Source organism: Delftia tsuruhatensis NBRC 16741, assembly GCF_001571325.1.
Lineage (GTDB): Bacteria > Pseudomonadota > Gammaproteobacteria > Burkholderiales > Burkholderiaceae_C > Comamonas > Comamonas tsuruhatensis.
Genome location: NZ_BCTO01000032.1, coordinates 39957 through 57568 on the forward strand (window position 1 = coordinate 39957; position 17612 = coordinate 57568).

General features: G+C 67.1%; 19 protein-coding genes. 10 read left to right on the top strand and 9 right to left on the bottom strand.

Annotated features, from left to right (window positions below; translation table 11 throughout):
- Positions 1–11 precede the first annotated feature (11 nt).
- On the top strand, positions 12–677 hold the full coding sequence (locus DTS01S_RS16255; RefSeq protein ID WP_016447154.1) for an arylesterase: 666 nt from the start codon (positions 12–14) through the stop codon (positions 675–677).
- Between the two features lie 19 nt (positions 678–696).
- On the opposite strand, the gene DTS01S_RS16260 is transcribed toward DTS01S_RS16255, so the two are convergent.
- From DTS01S_RS16260 to DTS01S_RS16280, 5 genes are all read right to left on the bottom strand, one after another.
- The gene (locus DTS01S_RS16260; RefSeq protein ID WP_016447155.1) at positions 697–882 is read right to left on the bottom strand and encodes a hypothetical protein; all 186 of its coding nucleotides are present in this window, start codon (positions 880–882) and stop codon (positions 697–699) included.
- 64 nt (positions 883–946) lie between these two features.
- A complete protein-coding gene (locus DTS01S_RS16265) occupies positions 947–1756 on the bottom strand; it encodes a DUF2189 domain-containing protein (RefSeq protein ID WP_016447156.1) in 810 nt (269 codons plus the stop codon).
- Positions 1757–1872: 116 nt separating this feature from the next.
- Positions 1873–3624 carry an alkaline phosphatase D family protein gene (locus DTS01S_RS16270; protein ID WP_016447157.1) on the bottom strand — a complete coding sequence of 584 codons (1752 nt, stop codon included), beginning with the start codon at positions 3622–3624 and terminating at the stop codon, positions 1873–1875.
- Positions 3625–3722: 98 nt separating this feature from the next.
- Positions 3723–4952, bottom strand: a complete 1230-nt coding sequence (locus DTS01S_RS16275) for a PLP-dependent transferase (protein ID WP_016447158.1) — start codon at positions 4950–4952, stop codon at positions 3723–3725.
- Positions 4953–5052: 100 nt separating this feature from the next.
- Entirely contained in the window at positions 5053–5523 is a 471-nt protein-coding gene (locus DTS01S_RS16280; RefSeq protein WP_016447159.1) for a BON domain-containing protein, read from the bottom strand.
- Positions 5524–5673: 150 nt separating this feature from the next.
- On the opposite strand from DTS01S_RS16280, the gene DTS01S_RS16285 reads away from it, so the two are divergent.
- The 4 genes from DTS01S_RS16285 to DTS01S_RS16300 all read left to right on the top strand — a co-directional run bounded on the left by DTS01S_RS16285 (position 5674) and on the right by DTS01S_RS16300 (position 9928).
- Entirely contained in the window at positions 5674–7419 is a 1746-nt protein-coding gene (locus tag DTS01S_RS16285) for a SulP family inorganic anion transporter (protein WP_016447160.1), read from the top strand.
- A 31-nt stretch (positions 7420–7450) separates the two neighbouring features.
- Positions 7451–8233, top strand: a complete 783-nt coding sequence (locus tag DTS01S_RS16290) for a GGDEF domain-containing protein (protein WP_017403908.1) — start codon at positions 7451–7453, stop codon at positions 8231–8233.
- Entirely contained in the window at positions 8220–9089 is an 870-nt protein-coding gene (locus DTS01S_RS16295; RefSeq protein WP_016447162.1) for a MinD/ParA family protein, read from the top strand. The genes DTS01S_RS16290 and DTS01S_RS16295 overlap by 14 nt, the downstream gene beginning before the upstream one ends.
- Before the next feature lie 65 nt (positions 9090–9154).
- Positions 9155–9928: a sulfurtransferase gene (locus DTS01S_RS16300; RefSeq protein WP_016447163.1), complete on the top strand. Its 774-nt coding sequence runs from the start codon at positions 9155–9157 to the stop codon at positions 9926–9928.
- 99 nt (positions 9929–10027) lie between these two features.
- Here DTS01S_RS16300 and DTS01S_RS16305 read toward each other — a convergent pair whose 3' ends face one another.
- Positions 10028–10807 carry an IclR family transcriptional regulator gene (locus tag DTS01S_RS16305; RefSeq protein ID WP_016447164.1) on the bottom strand — a complete coding sequence of 260 codons (780 nt, stop codon included), beginning with the start codon at positions 10805–10807 and terminating at the stop codon, positions 10028–10030.
- A 236-nt stretch (positions 10808–11043) separates the two neighbouring features.
- On the opposite strand from DTS01S_RS16305, the gene DTS01S_RS16310 reads away from it, so the two are divergent.
- The 4 genes from DTS01S_RS16310 (at position 11044) to DTS01S_RS16325 (ending at position 14660) form a co-directional block, all read left to right on the top strand.
- On the top strand, positions 11044–11817 hold the full coding sequence (locus DTS01S_RS16310; protein ID WP_026062005.1) for an ABC transporter substrate-binding protein: 774 nt from the start codon (positions 11044–11046) through the stop codon (positions 11815–11817).
- A gap of 88 nt (positions 11818–11905) precedes the next feature.
- A complete protein-coding gene (gene ehuD / locus DTS01S_RS16315) occupies positions 11906–12571 on the top strand; it encodes an ectoine/hydroxyectoine ABC transporter permease subunit EhuD (RefSeq protein WP_016451664.1) in 666 nt (221 codons plus the stop codon).
- The gene (locus DTS01S_RS16320; protein ID WP_017403905.1) at positions 12568–13323 is read left to right on the top strand and encodes an amino acid ABC transporter ATP-binding protein; all 756 of its coding nucleotides are present in this window, start codon (positions 12568–12570) and stop codon (positions 13321–13323) included. The genes ehuD and DTS01S_RS16320 overlap by 4 nt, the downstream gene beginning before the upstream one ends.
- Positions 13324–13325: 2 nt before the next feature.
- Entirely contained in the window at positions 13326–14660 is a 1335-nt protein-coding gene (locus DTS01S_RS16325; protein WP_370671618.1) for an NAD(P)/FAD-dependent oxidoreductase, read from the top strand.
- Between the two features lie 20 nt (positions 14661–14680).
- Here the strand turns inward: DTS01S_RS16325 and DTS01S_RS16330 are convergent, their stop codons facing one another.
- The 3 genes from DTS01S_RS16330 to DTS01S_RS16340 form a co-directional block, all read right to left on the bottom strand.
- Positions 14681–15250 (bottom strand): flavodoxin family protein, encoded by a 570-nt coding sequence (locus DTS01S_RS16330; protein ID WP_016451661.1) that lies wholly within the window; start codon positions 15248–15250, stop codon positions 14681–14683.
- 154 nt (positions 15251–15404) lie between these two features.
- Complete coding sequence (locus DTS01S_RS16335) at positions 15405–15812, bottom strand: DoxX family protein (protein WP_016447170.1); 408 nt, start codon at positions 15810–15812, stop codon at positions 15405–15407.
- A 22-nt stretch (positions 15813–15834) separates the two neighbouring features.
- Positions 15835–16536: a pirin family protein gene (locus DTS01S_RS16340; RefSeq protein ID WP_017403903.1), complete on the bottom strand. Its 702-nt coding sequence runs from the start codon at positions 16534–16536 to the stop codon at positions 15835–15837.
- A 133-nt stretch (positions 16537–16669) separates the two neighbouring features.
- Between DTS01S_RS16340 and DTS01S_RS16345 the strand changes: the two genes are divergently transcribed.
- Positions 16670–17608 (top strand): LysR family transcriptional regulator, encoded by a 939-nt coding sequence (locus tag DTS01S_RS16345; protein WP_016447172.1) that lies wholly within the window; start codon positions 16670–16672, stop codon positions 17606–17608.
- Positions 17609–17612: the final 4 nt, after the last annotated feature.

Consider the following 17612-nt stretch of genomic DNA (forward strand, 5'->3'; position numbering starts at 1 on the left):
ATGGGAAGACGATGCAAGACAAGCTGCGCGCAATGCGCCGACGCCGCCACTTTATCTCGGCCGGCTTGGCCTTCGGTCTGCTGGGTACTTGGACGGCCATGCCCGCCCGGGCTGCAGACGCCGGCCCGTTGCTGGTACTGGGCGATTCGCTGAGTGCCGAGTACGGTCTGGCCCGCGGAACGGGCTGGGTGGCGCTGCTGCAAAAGCGCCTGCAGGAGAGCCAGAAAAATGTGCCGCTGGTCAACGCCAGCGTGAGCGGCGAGACCACCTCGGGCGGCCGCTCGCGCCTGCCGGCCCTGCTCAAGCAGCACAAGCCGTCGGTGGTGGTGATCGAATTGGGAGGCAACGATGCGCTGCGCGGCCTGCCGCTGCAAAGCACGCAGGGCAATCTGGACGCCATGGTACGCGCGGCCCGTGATGCCGGGGCCAAGGTGCTGCTGGTGGGCATGCAGGTGCCTCCCAACTACGGCAGCGGCTATACGCGCCAGTTCGAGCAGTTGTTCTCCAAGGTGGCGCAGGAGCAGAAGGTACCGCTCGTGCCCTTCCTGCTGGCCGGTATAGGCGATGCGGCCGACTCGGCCCAGTGGTTCCAGGCTGACCGCATCCACCCCACGGCCAAGGCCCAGCCGCGCATGCTGGACAATGTCTGGCCACAGCTCAGCAAACTGCTGCCCTGAGCACAGGGCAGCCAGGCTGTCAGCTGCTGCGGCCTTCCTCGCCGGAATGAGCCGCTGCGGGGGATGCCTGGTCTTCACCCGCCATACCGCCGCCCTCATGGTCGTCGGGTTTTCTTTCGGCCTTGGCCTTCTCCTTTTCAAGCTTCTTCTGCTTCTTGGCCAGTTCGCGCTGGCGTTTTTCATAGGCGTAGTTGGGTGTCGCCACAGGTGGACTCCTCTGTTGTTGCAAGCCCCACTGTAGCCGCAAGACGGGGCCCGGCCGTAAAACCTCAGGATAGGGGGGACGCAGGGTCGGCAGATTCACCCACGCTGCAGCGGTAAGCATGCCAACTGGCGCAGCCCAGCAAAGGCCCCACCAGCAGCAGGCCCACGCCGTGCCACCACAGCGCAGCAGCCACCAGCACGGTGATGATCGCGGCCCATTGCAGCATGACGGCCAGGTTGAGGCCGACCACGCGCATGCTGGTGATGCAGGCCGTCAGCGCATCGCTGCCCCGGTCCAGCATGGCCGGCAGCGCCACCACCATGCTGGCGAACACCAGGGCCGCGAAGGCGCCGCCGACCAGCATGTAGATCGCCAGGAACTCCCAATTCTCCGGCCGTGCCACGGCCTGCAGCATGCCGGCCGTGGTGGGCATGCCGGTATCGAAGAACACGGCAAACACCACCATGGAGGCGCGCGCCCAGAGCATTTCCAGCACCAGCAGCACCATGACCAGCATGCCCATGCTGCCCATTTGCGTGTCCCAGCAGGTCAGCGAGCTGCCAAGCTCCGGCGGCAATCCCCGCTCCAGCCTGCGGCTGGTGTCGTACAGGCCCATGGCCAGGAAGGGGCCGATGAGCAGACAGCCGCTGGCCATGGCCATGCTGTATTCAGGGCTGGCACGGAACACCCAGCCGATGAGCAGGGCCATGGCCCAGAAGCACAGGCCATAGAACAGCGCAACGCCCGGCGCCCGCCGCAGATCGCGCCAGCCCAGCGCCAGCCAGCGCCAGGGATCGGCCATGCGCAGCGGTTGCACCTGCAGCGCGCCAGCCGGGTGGTCGGAAGCTTTCTCGGGAGCGGGGGATGCCTGCATGCCTGGACCTCCTGGATCAGCGAGCCCCAAGTTAGCGCAGCCATGGCCGCGCTGCCATGGCGGAAACTACCGAGGGCCCCCGCCCAGACCGCGCAGGCCCGCACCCCGGTCCGCCCTCAGGCCTGCACCAGCTTGCCCGGCTGGCCGGGCAGCACCTTCCAGGCCGCGTCCCGCACGGTCTGGTACTGGCGGCTGAACACCGTATCCACATAGATCCATTCGGCCTGGCAGGCCTGGGGGGTTGCCGTGACGATCATGTAGCCGCGGCGGGAGGTATCGCAGTACTTGAGCGTGTTGATGAACTGCAGCAGCGCGCCACGCAACTGGGCCGGATCCTGGCCGGGCAGGTAGTCCTCGAAGCCGGGCGAGCTGACGGACGAGGTGGCGAACTCCACGCCCACGCCCTGCCCGCTGCGGTCGCGCAGCTCGCTGGCCCAGGCGTTGTGGGTGTCACCGGCCAGCACGACCAGGTTCTTGCCCAGGCTGCGCGCCGTGGCCAGCACGGTCTCGCGAGCCACGGCGTAGCCGTCCCAGGCATCGAGGTTGTAGGGAATGCTGGGCTGGGCCAGGATGGCCTTTTCCGCCGCCGTCAGGCTGGCCGGGTTGGCCTGGGCCTTGGCCAGCAGCGCCGCGTAGGCCGGCAGCGAGACACCGCTGCCGGGGCTGAGGATGTCCATCAGCAAGGGCGCCGGCAGCTCCATGCGCCCCATCAGCACCTGCTGGCCCAGCACCTGCCAGGTGGCCTGCGAGGCCGCCATCTGCTGGCCAAGCCACTGGGTCTGCGTGGCGCCCATGAGCTGGCGCGCAGGATTGGCCATGTCGGAGGTGAAGCGTGCCGCGTCCAGGCCCTGGGCGGTGAAGTAGTCGGCGTAGTCCAGTTGTTTGTCGCGGCCGATGACGCGCGTGTCCAGCATGTGCAGCGCCAGCAGGTCGCCGAAGGCGAAGCTGCGGTAGATGATCTCGGGCTGCGCGTTGCGCGTGGGCATCCACTCGTGATAGGCCTTGAGCGCGGCCACCTTGCGCAGCTCGAAGTCGCCTTCGGTGGCCGGCTGGTGGTTCTCGGCGCCGTGCATCCAGGTGTCATTGGAGACTTCGTGGTCGTCCCAGACCGCAATCATGGGCGCTGCCGCATGCAGGGCCTGCAGGTCGGCATCGCTCTTGTACTGGGCATGGCGCTGGCGGTAGTCGGCCAGGCTGACGATTTCGTTGGCCGGCAGGCTCTGGCGCTGCATGGCTTCGGCCTTGCCGTTGGCATAGCCGCCGCGCGCATATTCGTAGATGTAGTCGCCCAGATGCACGGTGGCGTCCAGGTCGCCCTGGCGTGCCGCATGCGCGTAGACATTGAAGTAGCCGGCCGGGTAGTTGGCGCAGGAAAACACGGCCAGCTTGACCTGCTGCACGGCGCCCACGGGCAGGGTTCGCGTGCGGCCCGTGGCGCTGGTCATGCCCTGGCAGCGAAAGCGGTAGTGGTAGCGCGTGGCGGGCCTGAGGCCCGTGGCATCGGCCTTGAAGGTGAAATCCTGGGTGGCGCGCGCCATGGCCTTGCCCGAAGTCACGAGGGTCTTGAAGTCGGCGTCCGATGCCACTTCCCACTCCACCTCGATGTCGCTGGAATGGCCCTGCGGCGGCGTCACGCGGGTCCAGAGGATGACGCGGTCACTCAACGGGTCGCCGCTGGCCACGCCGTGGCGGAACTCGACGGGAATGCGGCTGTCGCCATCCGACCCGCCGCAGCCGGCCAGTGGCAGCGCCAGGGCCGAGGCGCCCATGCCGCGCACGAAATGGCGGCGGCTGGCCACGAGGCCGGATTCGCGGGAGCCGGCTTTCGCCTGCTGCAGGATGTTGGTGATGCTCTCTTTGTGCTTCATGCTGGACCGGGGCCCGAAGGCCTCCGTGGGGTGGTATGAAGCCAGCGAGCATCGGCGGCGCAGGTGACAGGCAGATGTCACCTGCGCCTGGCGCTCAACTATGCAAACGCGGCGGCCAGGGCCTGCTCCAGGTCGGCACGCAGGTCCTGCACCGCCTCCAGGCCGATGGCAAAGCGCACCACGGTGCCGCTGCGCAGCTGGGGCGTGGGGCAGCTGCGCATGGACGACAGCTCATAGGGCACGACCAGGCTGATGGGACCGCCCCAGCTGTAGCCGATCTTGAACAGGCGCAGGCTGTCGCAGAAACGGTCCACGGCCTGCTGGCCGTGGCGCGGATCGATGACCACGCTGAACAGGCCGGCGGCCACGCCCTCGCCGCCTGCGGCTGCGCCACACAGCGCCTTCCAGTTCTCGTGGCCCGGAGCGCCTTCCAGCGCCGGGTGCAGCACCTGGGCCACGGCCGGCTGCTGCTGCAGCCAGCGCGCCAGCTCGCGCGCGGCGCGGTCCTGGGCGTGGTAGCGCAGCGCGATGCTGGGCAGGGAGCGCAGCACGGCCTCGGTGTCGTTGCCGCCCACGCCCAGGCCCAGGCGCATGTGCGCCAGCTTGATGCGCATGTGCAGCGCCTGGTCGCGCGTGATGATGCTGCCCATGAGCACGTCGCCACCGCCGCTGGGGTACTTGGTCAGCGCATGCACGGTGGCATCCACGCCCAGGCTGTGCGTTCCATCGGCCAGCAGATCGAAGGGGTTGAAGGCCAGGCCCGCGCCCCAGGTGTTGTCCAGCACGGTGGTGATGCCCCGCTCGCGGCACAGGCTCACCATGGCGATGAGGTCGGGGAACTCCATGGTCACCGAGCCCGGCGCCTCCAGCCAGACCAGCCGCGTCTTGGGCGTGATTTTGGCTTCGAGGTCGGCAACATCCATGGCGTCATAGCACTGGTGGCGCACGCCGAAATGGGCCAGCTCGCCCTCGCTCAGGGTCTTGTTGGGGCCGTAGGCGTTGTCGGGCAGCAGCATCTCGTCGCCGGTGCGCAGCAGGGCCAGGGAGGTGGTCGCAATCGCAGCCAGGCCGCTGGGTACCAGCAGGCACTGCAGGCCGCCTTCCAGCGCGCTCAGGCGCTCTTCCAGCAAGAAGGTGGTGGGCGTGCCGTGCAGGCCGTAGGTATAGCTGCTCTTGTCCAGCCACTGGCGGCGGCGCATGGCCGCCACGTTCTCGAAGATCACCGTCGAGGCCTTGTGCACGGGCGGCTGCGGCGCAACAAAGCCCTCGGGCGGCTGGTAGGGATGGTGGATGAGATGGGTGCTGATCTGCAGGTCGGGTGTGCTCATGCAGCGCATCTTATGCGCTGGGCTGCAGCGTTCAGGCATAAAAAAACCAGGCGGGGAATCCGCCTGGTTTTCACAAGGGCAACGGAGCCGGTGGCTGCGATCAGCTGGCCTTGATCTCCAGCATGTTGCTGACGTTGTTCACGCCCTTGACGGACTTGGCAATGTCGCCTGCGCGCATCTTGAGTGCTTCGCTGGGGACCGAGCCGGTCAGCGTCACGGCGCCTGCCTTGGTGTCCACGTCGATCTTGAGGGCGGAGATATCGGGCTCCTTGATCAGGTCGGCCTTGATCTGGGCGGTGATGCCGGCATCGTCGAGTGCGGCGCCTGCTTGGCTCATGGCGTTGTTGGTGGCCGCTTCGGCCTTGGCAGCACCTTCCTCGATCTTGGTGCCGGCGCTGCTCATGGCGTTGTCGATCTTCTGGCCGGCGCTTTGCGCGGCCTGCTGGGACTGCTGAACCGCAGAGTCGAGCTTCTGGCCCGCAGTGTCTTCGGTCTTGCCGCAGGCGGCAAGGCCGAAGGCCAGGGCAGACACGGCGAGGATCTGGCAGCAGCGTTGGGTGATGAAAGTCATGCGGTTACTCCTTGAATAGTTGTGAGTCGGTCAACACAGGCCTCGACTTTATTGAGGGCCCTGGGACAAACCCATACGACGCCGACGCAAGCGCCTGTAGGACAAGCCCGAACATCCCGGCACCATCCAGTTAGCATGACAATAGCGGCCATGCATTCCCTGGCGCGCTGGTTTCCCTTCCTGGCATGGCCCAAACCTTCGGCAGCCGTGCTGCGCGGGGAGTTCTGGGCAGGTCTCACCGTTGGTCTGATGCTTCTGCCCCAGGGCGTGGCCTATGCCGCCCTTGCGGGCATGCCGCTGATCACGGGCATTTACGCATCCATCGTTCCGGCCCTGGTGGCCGTGCTGTTCAGCGGCTCGCCCCGTCTGGGCGTGGGACCCACGGCCCTGAGCGCGCTGCTGATCGGCGCCTCGCTCACGGGCCTGGCCGAGCCCGGCTCCGCGCACTGGGTGGCGCTGGCCGCATGGATGGCGATTCTGTCGGGCCTGGTGCAGTGGTCGCTGGGGCTGATGCGCGCCGGCTGGCTGCTCAACCTGGTGACCTCGCCCGTGCTCACGGGCTTCACGCAGGCTGCGGCGCTGCTGATCCTGGCCTCGCAGCTGCCCACGCTGCTGGGCCTGCGCTCGACCTGGGGTGCCGTCTGGAACACGCCGTCGCTGCAGCTTTTCGACTGGCAGTCCATCGTCTACGGCATGGCCAGCATTGCCTTGCTCGTGCTCGCCAAGCGCTGGCGTGCGGCCTTTCCCTCGGCCATCTTCATCATCGCGCTGACCGGCGTGATCAGTTGGGCCACGGACTTTGCCGACGACGGCGGCGCCGTGGTCGGCCATCTGCCCGCGGGCCTGCCCAGCTTCCAGCTGCCGGGGCTGCTGAGCTGGGACGAGTTCGGCGCCCTGGTGATGCCGGTGCTGGTGATCTCGCTGGTGAGCTTTCTGGAGACGGCCTCCAGCGCCCAGGTGGAGCACCAGCAGGCCGGCACGCGCTGGAACGAGAACCAGGACCTGGTCGCCCAGGGCCTGTCCAAGATCAGTGCGGGCCTGTTCGGCAGCTTTGCCACCAGCGCCTCGTTCTCGCGCTCGGCCGTGAACCTGCTGGCCGGCGCCAAGACGGGATGGTCCAACGTGTTCTCCATCCTGCTGGTGGTCATCGTGGTGATGTGGTTCATCCCGGCGCTGTACCACGTGCCCAAGGCGGCGCTGGCGGCCATCGTGATCACGGCCGTGGTCAACCTCGTCAAGCCGCGTGTGCTGCTGCAGCTGTTCAAGGTGTCGCGCGTGGAGGGCAGCATTGCCCTGGCCACGCTGCTGCTGACCATCGTCACGGCGCCGCGCATGTACTGGGGCGTGTTCGCGGGCATCGTGCTGAGCCTGGGCTACTTCCTCTACCAGCGCCTGCACCCGCGCATCATCGAGGTGGGCCAGCATCCTGATGGCAGCCTGCGCGACCGCAACCTCTGGCAGCTGCCTCCGCTGGCGCCAGGCCTGCTGGCCCTGCGCATGGATGCCGAGCTGGACTTCGGCTCGGCCTCGGCCCTGGAGCGACGCATCGGCGACGAATGGGCGCTGCGCCCCGAGACGCACCACCTGTGCCTGCTGGCCCAGCCCATCAACCGCATCGACGTGACGGGCGTGGAGACCTTCGTGCGCCTGCAACTGCTGGTGGCCAAGCGCAGCGGCGTGCTGCACGTGGTGGGCCTGAAGTTGCCGGCCGAGCAGGTGCTGCTGCGCGCCGGCGCCCTGCACCGCGGGCCGCACCTGCGGCTGTACCGCACCGATGCGGAATTCCTCGCCGCGCTGGCCCTGCCGCCCTTCATATCTCGGCCGGGATCAACATCTGTTACCAGCGATGGTGCAAAAGTCGACGCCGGCGCGGCGACAATTGAGCCTACACACTGATACACTTCACCGGCTTTTGATTCAGCCCTCTGTGACTGCCCCCGCCTCCCACCAATCCGTATACCTGCGCGACCTGCGCCTGGCCACAGCCCACGCGCTGGTTACCCACGCTGGCGGGGCGGTCCATTTGCCCACGGATTCGCCGACGCGATACCTGCAGGCGCTGATCGACGAACTGTGTTCGCTGTCGCTGCGCGACCCGCTCACGGGGCTGGCCAATCGCCGCCATTTCCGCACCATTGCCGAGCGCGAGATCGACCGCGTGGCGCGCTCGGGCGAAGCGGCGCTGATGCTGATGCTGGACATCGACCATTTCAAGCAGATCAACGACCAGCACGGCCACATCGTCGGCGACCGGGTTCTGCAGTCGGTGGCCCGAACCCTGACCAGTTGCGTGCGCCCCATGGACACGCTGGCCCGCTACGGAGGCGAGGAGTTCGCCATCGTGCTGCCGGCCTGCCCTGCGACGTTCGGCCTGTCCGTGGCCGAGCGCATACGCAGCGCCATCGAGCGCATGCCGGTGGTCATCTCACCCACGTTGACACTGCAGATCACCATCAGCATCGGCGGCGCCTATGCGCTGCAGTGGATACGCAGCACCACGACCTTGTGGACCGAGCGTGCCGACAAACAGTTGTACCTGGCCAAGTCTGCCGGCCGCAACCGCGTGCACATTGAAGAACAACCAGACAGTACGGTAAGCGCGGAGGAAAAAAGCCTGCTTTTCGGACCTTTGTATGCCCCCTCCCCGTTTGACAATGGGCTGAATCCAGATATTGCAACCGATGTGGACCCCGAAGATGGACTCCGCTGATAGCCCGGTGGTAAGCGACAACGCCATTCCCCACCCCTCCCTGCCCGCTGCCGTTTCGATGAGCGATGCCGTGCGCGCCAAGCCGCGCGGACACATCATCGCCGTGACCAGCGGCAAGGGCGGCGTGGGCAAGACCTTCGTTTCGGCCAACCTGGCCGCAGCGCTGACACGCCATGGCCTCAAGGTCCTGGTGCTCGATGCCGACCTGGGCCTGGCCAACCTGGACGTGGTGCTCAACCTCTACCCCAAGGTCACGCTGCACGATGTGTTCACCGGCCGTTCCACGCTGGAGGAAGCCATCCTGCCCGCCCCCGGCGGCTACTCGGTGCTGCTGGCCGGCTCGGGGATGATCGAGTACTCGCGGCTCACGCCCGAGATCCGCCAGCAGTTCACGCACACCATCGAGACGCTGGCTCCTCGCTACGACATCGTGCTGCTGGACACGGGCGCGGGCATCTCCGACGTGGTGCTGTTCTCGGTGTCCATGGCCACCGAAGTGCTGGTCATCGCCACGCCCGAGCCCACCTCGCTGACCGATGCCTATGCAGCCATCAAGGTGCTTGCCATTCAGCAAAAGCGCCAGCAGATCCGCCTGGCCATCAACCAGGCCGCGCGTCCCGGCGATGGCCGCGCCATCACGGGTCAGCTCCAGCAGGTGCTCAACCGCTTTGTCAGCACGGCCTCCGGCGAGCCATTGCGGCTCACGCACCTGGGCGACATTCCCTCCGACCCGGCCGTGCGCGAGGCCGTGATGCGACGCCAGTTGCTGCTGCAATCCATGCCCGGTGCACCGGCTTCGCTGGCCGTGGCCCAGCTGGCCAATAAAATCAAGGCCCTGCTGGTGTCGGGCGGCTGATCGGGCCGCCCCTCGCCGGCGACCCGATCCAACCTGCGGCCCTTGCCGCCCCCGCCTGCCTGCCTGTGCCCGATATCCTCAATATTTCCTGCTACAAGTTCACGCCGCTGCCCGACGCAGCGGCGCTGCGCGACACCCTGGCCGAACGCGCCCAGGCCCTGGCGCTCAAGGGCACCATCCTGCTGGCCGAGGAAGGCATCAACTTCTTCCTGGCAGGCCCCGCCCAGGCGGTGCACAGCTTCGTCGATCAGTTGCGCAGCGATGAGCGCTTTGCCGACCTGACCCCCAAGGAAAGCTGGTCCGACACCGTTCCTTTCCGCAAGATGCTGGTCAAGGTCAAGCGCGAGATCATCCGCATGGACCACCCCACCATCCGCCCGGCAGAGGGTCGCGCGCCTTCTGTCAGCCCCGCCACGCTGCGCCGCTGGCTGCAGCAGGGCCACGATGACGAGGGCCGCGAGGTGGTGACGCTGGATACGCGCAACGACTTCGAGGTCGATGCCGGCGCCTTCAAGGGCACCATCGACTGGCGCATCACCAAGTTCACCGAATTCCCGCCCGCGCTGCGTGCCCACAAGGCCGAACTGGCCGGCAAGACCGTGGTCAGCTACTGCACGGGCGGCATACGCTGCGAGAAGGCCGCCATCCTCATGCAGGACGAAGGCCTGGACCATGTCTATCAGCTCGAGGGCGGCATCCTCAAGTACTTCGAGGAGACCGACGGCGCCTTCTATGACGGCGGCTGCTTCGTCTTCGACGAGCGCCGCGCCGTGGGTGCGGACCTGTCGGCCGCACCCCAGCTGGAGCATCCGCAGGCCCAGGAGACTCCGTCTGCATAGGCCGATCCCCCAGCCCTGACCTGAAGCCAGGGGCATGCACGCCACGCTTGCGGCGTGCACCACCAATGCGGCCGTACCGGCTGCAGCATCGGCTGCCGTTCAACCCAGGGCACGCACCGAGTTGCTGAGCGAGCGGGCGCAGGCCAGCAGCCCTGGGCCCAGGCGGGCCTGCGCCTCCTCCACCGTCCATCGGCTGGTCGGCGCGACGATGTGCACGGCGGCCACGGGACGGCCATGGCTGCCGATGACGGGCGCGCCCAGCGTCATGTCGCCCAGAAAGAGTTCCTCCCGGTTGACGGCATAGCCGCGCTGACGCGCCTGGGCCAGCTCATCGAGGATGGCGGCCTCGTCCGTGATGGTGAAACGTGTGTGCGCGGTTCGCTCGCTCTGGCGCAGCAGGGCCAGGGCTTCTTCATCGGGCAGTGCGCTCAGCCAGGCACGCCCCGAGGCAGTGCAGTACATGGGGATGCGGCTTCCAATGGGCATGTGCACCGGCACAAACTGGGCGCTGATGAAGCGTGCCACGTAGACCATCTCCAGCCCGTCGGGCTCGGTCAGGCAGGTGGTCTCGGTCGTGATCTTGGTCAGTTCCGAAAGATACGGATTGGCCAGGTCGATCACCGGGTTGGCCGCCAGGTAGTTGTAGCCCACGCGCATGACGCGCGGCGCGAGCTGGTAGCGCCGGGTTTGCGGATGCTTGCGGACATAGCCCAACTGCTCCAGCGTGAACACCATGCGTTGCGCCGAGCTTTTGTTGATGCCCGCAGCGGCGGCCACATCGGCCAGCGTCATGCTCCGGTGCTGCGCGCTGAAGGCGCAGAGCACGGCCAGGCCCTTCTCCAGCGACTGGTTGAACAGGGGGTTGGTGTCGTCATCCATCGGTGACGAAGCGGGTTGAGACGGTGCTTGCATGGCGGCAAGTATAGGCATCCACATCAAAAGAATCGCATATCGATTTTTTTGAATTGCTTAGTGGTTTTCTCTTATTTCTTGAAGATTCATCCACATTGATCATTGGCACGGTTCCGAGAATTCTTCGCTGCAGGCGAGGGGCAGCCCCCAAGGTGACCTGTCCCTGCTCTTTCCTTCCGTTGTTCACGCCAAGGAGTCAGGCAATGCCAGGTTTTGTCCGCCGCGTCCTCCACCTCGCCTTGGGCCTGTGTGCCGCCGGCGCCGTCGCGCAGGCTGCGGCGCAAGGCGGCAGCGCCCCGGCCAGCTACAACGTGGGCGCCACGCCCACAGGCATTCCGTTCACCTTTCTGGACGTCAAGAGCAACAGCATCCAGGGCATGATGGTCGACACCATGCAGGCCGTGGCCAAGGCCGGAGGTTTCCAGGCCCATGTGCAGCAGACCAGCTTTGCGGCGCTGATCCCCTCGCTCACATCCAGCAAGATCGACATCATCTCGGCGGCCATGCTCAAGACCGCCGCACGCCAGCAGGTGGTCGATTTCAGCGATGCGGTCTACTCCTACGGCGAGGGCCTGATCGTCAAGGCCGACGATGCCAAGGCCTATGTGTCATTGGACGACCTCAAGGGCGAGGTCGTCGGTGCCCAGGTGGGCACGGTGTTCTACGACCTGCTGCAGAAAAAGGGCATCTTCAGGGAAGTGCGCAGCTACGACTCGGTAGCCGACATGACGCGCGACCTGGCGCTTGGCCGCATCAAGGCAGGGCTGGGCGACCAGCCCATCATTGCCTACCAGATACGCCAGCACAGCTTCCAGGGCGTGAAGCTGGCCGAAAGCTACAAGCCCTCCAACGTGGGGGATGTGTGCCTGGTGGTGCGCAAGGGTGACACCGAAACCCTGGCCCGCCTGAACAAGGCCATCGCCACCATCAAGGCAGACGGCACCCTGGCCCAGATCGTCAAGAAGTGGGGCATCTGAGGACATCGGACGCCCGTCGGATCGCCTCGCGCATCACCCCCCTTTGCCGCGCAATGCACGGCAATGACACCTTCTAGGAAAGTACGCCATGCAAGCATTTGTGCAGCACGCGCGAGAGTTCCTGCCCATCCTGCTGCAAGGAGCGGTGGTCACGGTGCAGGTCACCGCGCTGTCGTTCCTGTTGTCCAGCGCGATCGGACTGGTGCTGGCGCTGGGCAAGCTCTCACCCGTGCGCGCCGTCTCGTGGGCCGCGTCGACCGTGGTCAATGTGATACGGGGCCTGCCCATCATCGTGCAGCTGTTCTACATCTACTTCGTGCTGCCCGAGGTCGGCATCCAGCTCACCGCCTTCCAGGCCGGGGTGATCGGCCTGGGCATTGCCTATTCGGCCTATCAGGCAGAAAACTTCCGCGCCGGCATCGAGGCGGTGGACCCAGGCCAGCGGGAAGCCGCATTGGCCATGGGCATGCGACCGGCCCTGCTCATGCGCCGCGTGGTGCTGCCGCAGGCATTCCGCATAGCGCTGCCGCCCTACGGCAACACCCTGGTGATGATGCTCAAGGACTCGTCCCTGGTCTCCACCATCACCGTGGCCGAGATGACGCGCCAGGGCCAGCTGATCGCAGCGTCCACCTTCCAGAACATGACGGTCTACACCCTGGTCGCCCTGCTCTACCTGGCCATGAGCCTGCCGCTGGTATGGGGGCTCAGGCGTCTGGAGAAGCGCTTTGGAGCGGGAAGGAAGTCGCCATGATCGAGATCGATCACCTGGAAAAGGCCTACGGCGAGCATCGCGTGCTGCGGGGCGTCAACCTGCGCGTGGCACGTGGAGAAGTGGTGTGTCTGATCGGCCCTTCGGGATCAGGCAAGTCCACGGTGCTGCGCTGCATCAACGGCCTGGAGTCGTACCAGGGCGGCGAGGTGCGCGCCTTCGGTGAGCGCGTGGACACACGCGCGCCGTTCATCCACGCGCTGCGCAGCCGCATGGGCATGGTCTTCCAGCGCTTCAACCTCTTCCCGCACCGCACCGTGGTGCAGAACGTGATGGAAGGCCCCATCCATGTGAAGGGCCAGGCGCCCGGCCAGGCCCATGCCGAGGCATTGGAGCTGCTGCGCAAGGTAGGTCTGGCAGACAAGGCACAGGCTTGGCCCGCACAGCTTTCGGGCGGGCAGCAGCAGCGGGTGGCCATTGCCCGCGCCCTGGCCATGAAGCCAGAGGCCATGCTGTTCGACGAACCCACTTCGGCCCTGGACCCCGAGCTGGTAGGCGACGTGCTGGGCGTGATGCGCCAGCTGGCCGAAGAAGGCATGACGATGATCGTGGTCACGCACGAGATGGCCTTTGCTCGCGAGGTGGCCGACCGCGTGTGCTTTCTGCACGGCGGCACCATCGTGGAGGCAGGCCCTTCGGCCCAGGTGCTGGGCGCACCGCGCCATGCACGCACGCAGGACTTCCTGCGGCGCGTGCTGCACCAGCACTGTGCGCCATCAGAAGGTGCGGCATGACGATGGCAGCTACCGCCTCCATCGCATCGTCTTCGTCGGTACGCCCCGTGCTGTCGCACCCGTCAGCGCCATCGCTGTGGGCGGCCACTGCACCCGCCGCACCGCCCACGCCACCGCTGGCAGCAGCGCTGACCACCACCGACGTGCTGGTGATCGGCGCGGGATATACCGGCCTGTCGGCAGCACTGCACCTGGCCGAAAGCGGCGCCAGCGTGTGCGTGCTTGACGCCCATGCTCCCGGCTGGGGCGCGTCGGGCCGCAACGGCGGCCAGGTGAACCCCACCCTCAAGTACGACCCCGACGAACTGCAGCGCATCCACGGTGCCGCTCTTGGCGAGCGGCTGATCGACGCCGTCTCCCGCTCGGCCGACCTTGTGTACGGGTTGATCGAACGCCACGGCATCGACTGTGCGCCCGTGCGCGCCGGCTGGCTGCAGGTCGGATACACCCAGCAGGCGGTGGACGGCATGCATGCGCGCGCCCGGCAGTGGGAGCGGCGCGGCGTGCGCGTGGAACTGCTGGACCGCACTGCCACGGCAGCACGCACCGGCACGCCCGCGTTTGCCGGCGGCTGGCTGGACGGCCGCGCCGGCGCCATACAGCCCCTGGCCTACGTGCGCGGACTGGTGCGCGCCGCACAGACCCTGGGCGCGCAGGTCCACAGCGGATCGCCCGTGCTGGCACTGGAGCGACAGGGCACGGACCATTGGGCCGCCACCACGGCCCAGGGTCAACGCATACTGGCCAGGCAGGTGCTGCTGGCCACCAATGGCTATACCGATGGCCTGTGGCCTGGCCTGGCGCGCACGGTACTGGCAGCCAACAGCTTCATCGTGGCCACGCAGCCCCTGGGCAAGGCGGGCGCGCACATCCTGCCCGGGGGCGAGACAGGCTCGACCTCGCAGCGCCTGCTGCTGTACTTTCGCAAGGACGCACAAGGCCGTCTGCTCATGGGCGGGCGCGGACATTTTGCGGACCCGCAGGGTGCAGGCGACTATGCCCACCTGGAACGCGCCGTGGCGCTGATGTTCCCCGGACTGGGCCCCCTCCAATATGAGTACCGCTGGGCAGGGCGCATCGCCGTCACACGCGACTTCATGCCCCACCTGCACCAGCCTGCCCCCGGCATCACCATGGCCCTGGGCTACAACGGCCGCGGCATTGCCATGGCTACCCTGCTGGGGCGGGAGGCGGCCGTGCTGATGGCCGGCGGAAATGCGCCGGCATGCCCCTTTCCTGTAACGCCGGTTCAGCCGATACCGCTGCATGGGTTGCAACGGTTGTACATAGCGGCAGGGGTAGCTTGGTACAGCCTGCTGGACCGGCTGGGTGCGTGAGGTTCAGTGGAGCCGGCCGATCAAGCCGCGCCGGCCTGGCGCATCAACCGCAGCGCCTGCTGCGCCACGCGCTCGCCGAACAGGCGCGCGGTCTCCAGGTCGCCCGGCAGCATCTCGGCGGCCGAGGCATCCGAGGCCGATTGCGCCATGGCGCCGCTGAAGGCGCCTATCCAGTTGAGGTCGTTGCGCTGCGCGGCGCGCGCGTTGGACGGCAGCATGCCGCTGCCCACCCACAGCCCGCCGTGCTGCATGGCCAGCTGGAACAGGTAGTCCAGCGTGGTCTGCTTGTTGCCGTTGACGCTGGCACTGTTGGTGAAGCCGGCGAACAGCTTGTCCTTCCAGGCCTGCACGAACCACGGCTTGGACGAGGCATCGGCAAAGCGCTTGAACTGCCAGCTGGGCCCGCCCATGTAGGTGGGCGAGCCGAAGATGATGGCATCTGCCGCCGCCAGCAGCTCCCAGCCGCCGGCAGGCAGCTGGCCGTCGCTGTCTATGGCCAGCATGCGCGCACCCGCGCCATCGGCCACGGCCTGGGCCATGCGCTGGGTGTGCCCGTAACCCGAGTGGTAGACCACCACGATATCTGCCATACAAGAAATCCTCGGGCGCCGGCCACGGCTCCAGGCCGGCAGGCGCCACATTCATCGATCATCCACGCCAAAAGGCCCCACAGCGCTGCTGCGGGGCCCACTCAGGCCGGTAGCCTAACAAAAATAAAGGAGCCGGCGGCAGTGCGCGGGCCACTCAATGGCGCCGTGCATCCACACTCCAGCCACCGGCGCCATGGGCGGCAAAGCCCAGCAGGCCGCCCGTGACGGCGATGTTCTTCCAGAACAGCAGCTGCTGCATCATGGCCGCGTCGGCCGGCACGCTCCAGTAGGCATGGAAGAAGAAGCTGGCCACCAGCGTGAAGAAGGCCAGCGCCAGGGCCGCCCAGCGCGTGCACCAGCCCAGCAGCAGGGCCAGCCCGCCGACGATCTCCACCACCAGGGCCACGGCCACGCCGATCTGCGGCATGGGCATGCCCACCGAGGCCGCATAGCCCACCGTGCCGGCGAAGCCTCCGATTTTCTGAAAGCCCGCAGGCACGAACATCAGCGCGATCAGGATGCGGCCGGCCAGCGCCAGCGGGTTGCTCAGACGGTTCAGCATGATGGTTACTCCTCGTGAATGCTCAGGCTTGCAGATCGAACACCAGGACCTCGGACTGTTCCCCGTCGTGCAGGCGCAGTCGCGGTTCATTCTCCACAAGGGCCGCATCGCCCGTTGTCAGCCGTTGCCCATTGACGCTCAGCGCGCCGCGCACCAGGTGCACATAGGTTTTGCGGCCGGAGGGCAGCTCCATTTCGGCGTGCTCATCGCCGTCGAACAGGCCGGCATAGAGCCGGGCATCGGCATGGACGGTGACCGAGCCATCCGCGCCATCGGGCGAGGCCACCAGGCGCAGCCGGCCGCGCTTTTCCTCGTCGGCAAAGGCTTTTTGCGCATAGCCGGGCGCAATGCCCGTCTCGCTGGGCAGCAGCCAGATCTGCAGGAAATGCGTGGTCTGGCCCGGCGCATGGTTGTGCTCGCTGTGGACCACGCCCGAGCCGGCGCTCATGCGCTGCACCTCGCCGGGCGAGATGGTCTGTTCGTTGCCCATGCTGTCCTTGTGCGAGAGCCGGCCTTCGAGCACGTAGCTGATGATCTCCATGTCCTTGTGGCCATGGGAGCCGAAGCCCGTGCCCGGGGCGATGTGGTCCTCGTTGATCACGCGCAGGTTGCCAAAGCCCATGTGGCGCGGATCGTGGTAGCCCGCAAACGAGAAGCTGTGGTGCGAGCGCAGCCAACCATGGTCGGCATGGCCGCGTTCCCGGGATTTTCGCAGGGCGATCATGTTTTTGTCCCTTTCCAACGTGTCAGATCTTCGAAACTCTTGCGTCGATGGCTCCACTGTAGAAGCCGCTGTAGCAGGCCAGGCACAGCGGGATTGATGGCATCATTCAAAGCTTTTGAATCCATAACGCCCCATGCCCAGCCCCCGCGACGTGCTCACTCCCGACAGCCTGGCCATGCTCCAGGCGATTGCCGAGGCCGGCAGCTTTGCCGCCGCCGCACGCCAGCTGGGCCTGGTGCCAAGTGCCCTGACCTACCGCGTGCGCCAGATCGAGGATGCGCTGGACGTGCTGCTGTTCGACCGCCGCTCGCGCCACGCCCAGCCCACCGAGGCCGGCCGGGAACTGCTGCGCGAAGGCACCCGGCTGCTGCATGAGATCGACACCGTGGCCCACCGCGTGCGCCGTGTGGCCACGGGCTGGGAGCCGCACCTGACCATCGTGGTGGACGGCGCCGTGGCGCGCACGCCCATGCTGGAACTGGTCGAGGCCTTCTACGCCATGCAGCCGCCCACGCGGCTGAAGCTGCGCGACGGCATCCTCACCGGCACGCTGGAGACGCTGACCTCGGGCCGCGCCGACCTGGCCATCGGCGTGGCCGTCAACTCCAGCAACGTGGCAGGCCTGCAGGCCTGCGAGCTGGGCGAGCTGGACTTCGTCTTTGCCGTGGCGCCACACCATCCGCTGGCCACGGCGCCCGAGCCCATCACCGACGCGACGCTGCTGCAGCACCGCATCATCGCCGTGGCCGATTCAGGCCTGCGCGACAGCGCCAGCATGGGCCTGCTCAGCGGCCAGGACATCTTCACCGTGGACTCCATGCAGGCCAAGATCGAGGCACAGGTGCGCGGCATAGGCTGCGGCTTCCTGCCCCATTTCATGGCCGACGTCTATGTGCAGGCCGGCCTGCTGGTAACGCGCCAGGTCGCCCGGCCCTCGCGCAATGTGCGCATGCACTACGCATGGTCCTGCCCGCCGCAGCAGGACCCGCCGCGCGCGCTGCAGTGGTGGCTGCAGCAGCTGGAAAGCCCCGCCACGCGCCGCGCTCTCATGGAAAATCATCACCGACATTGAGCTG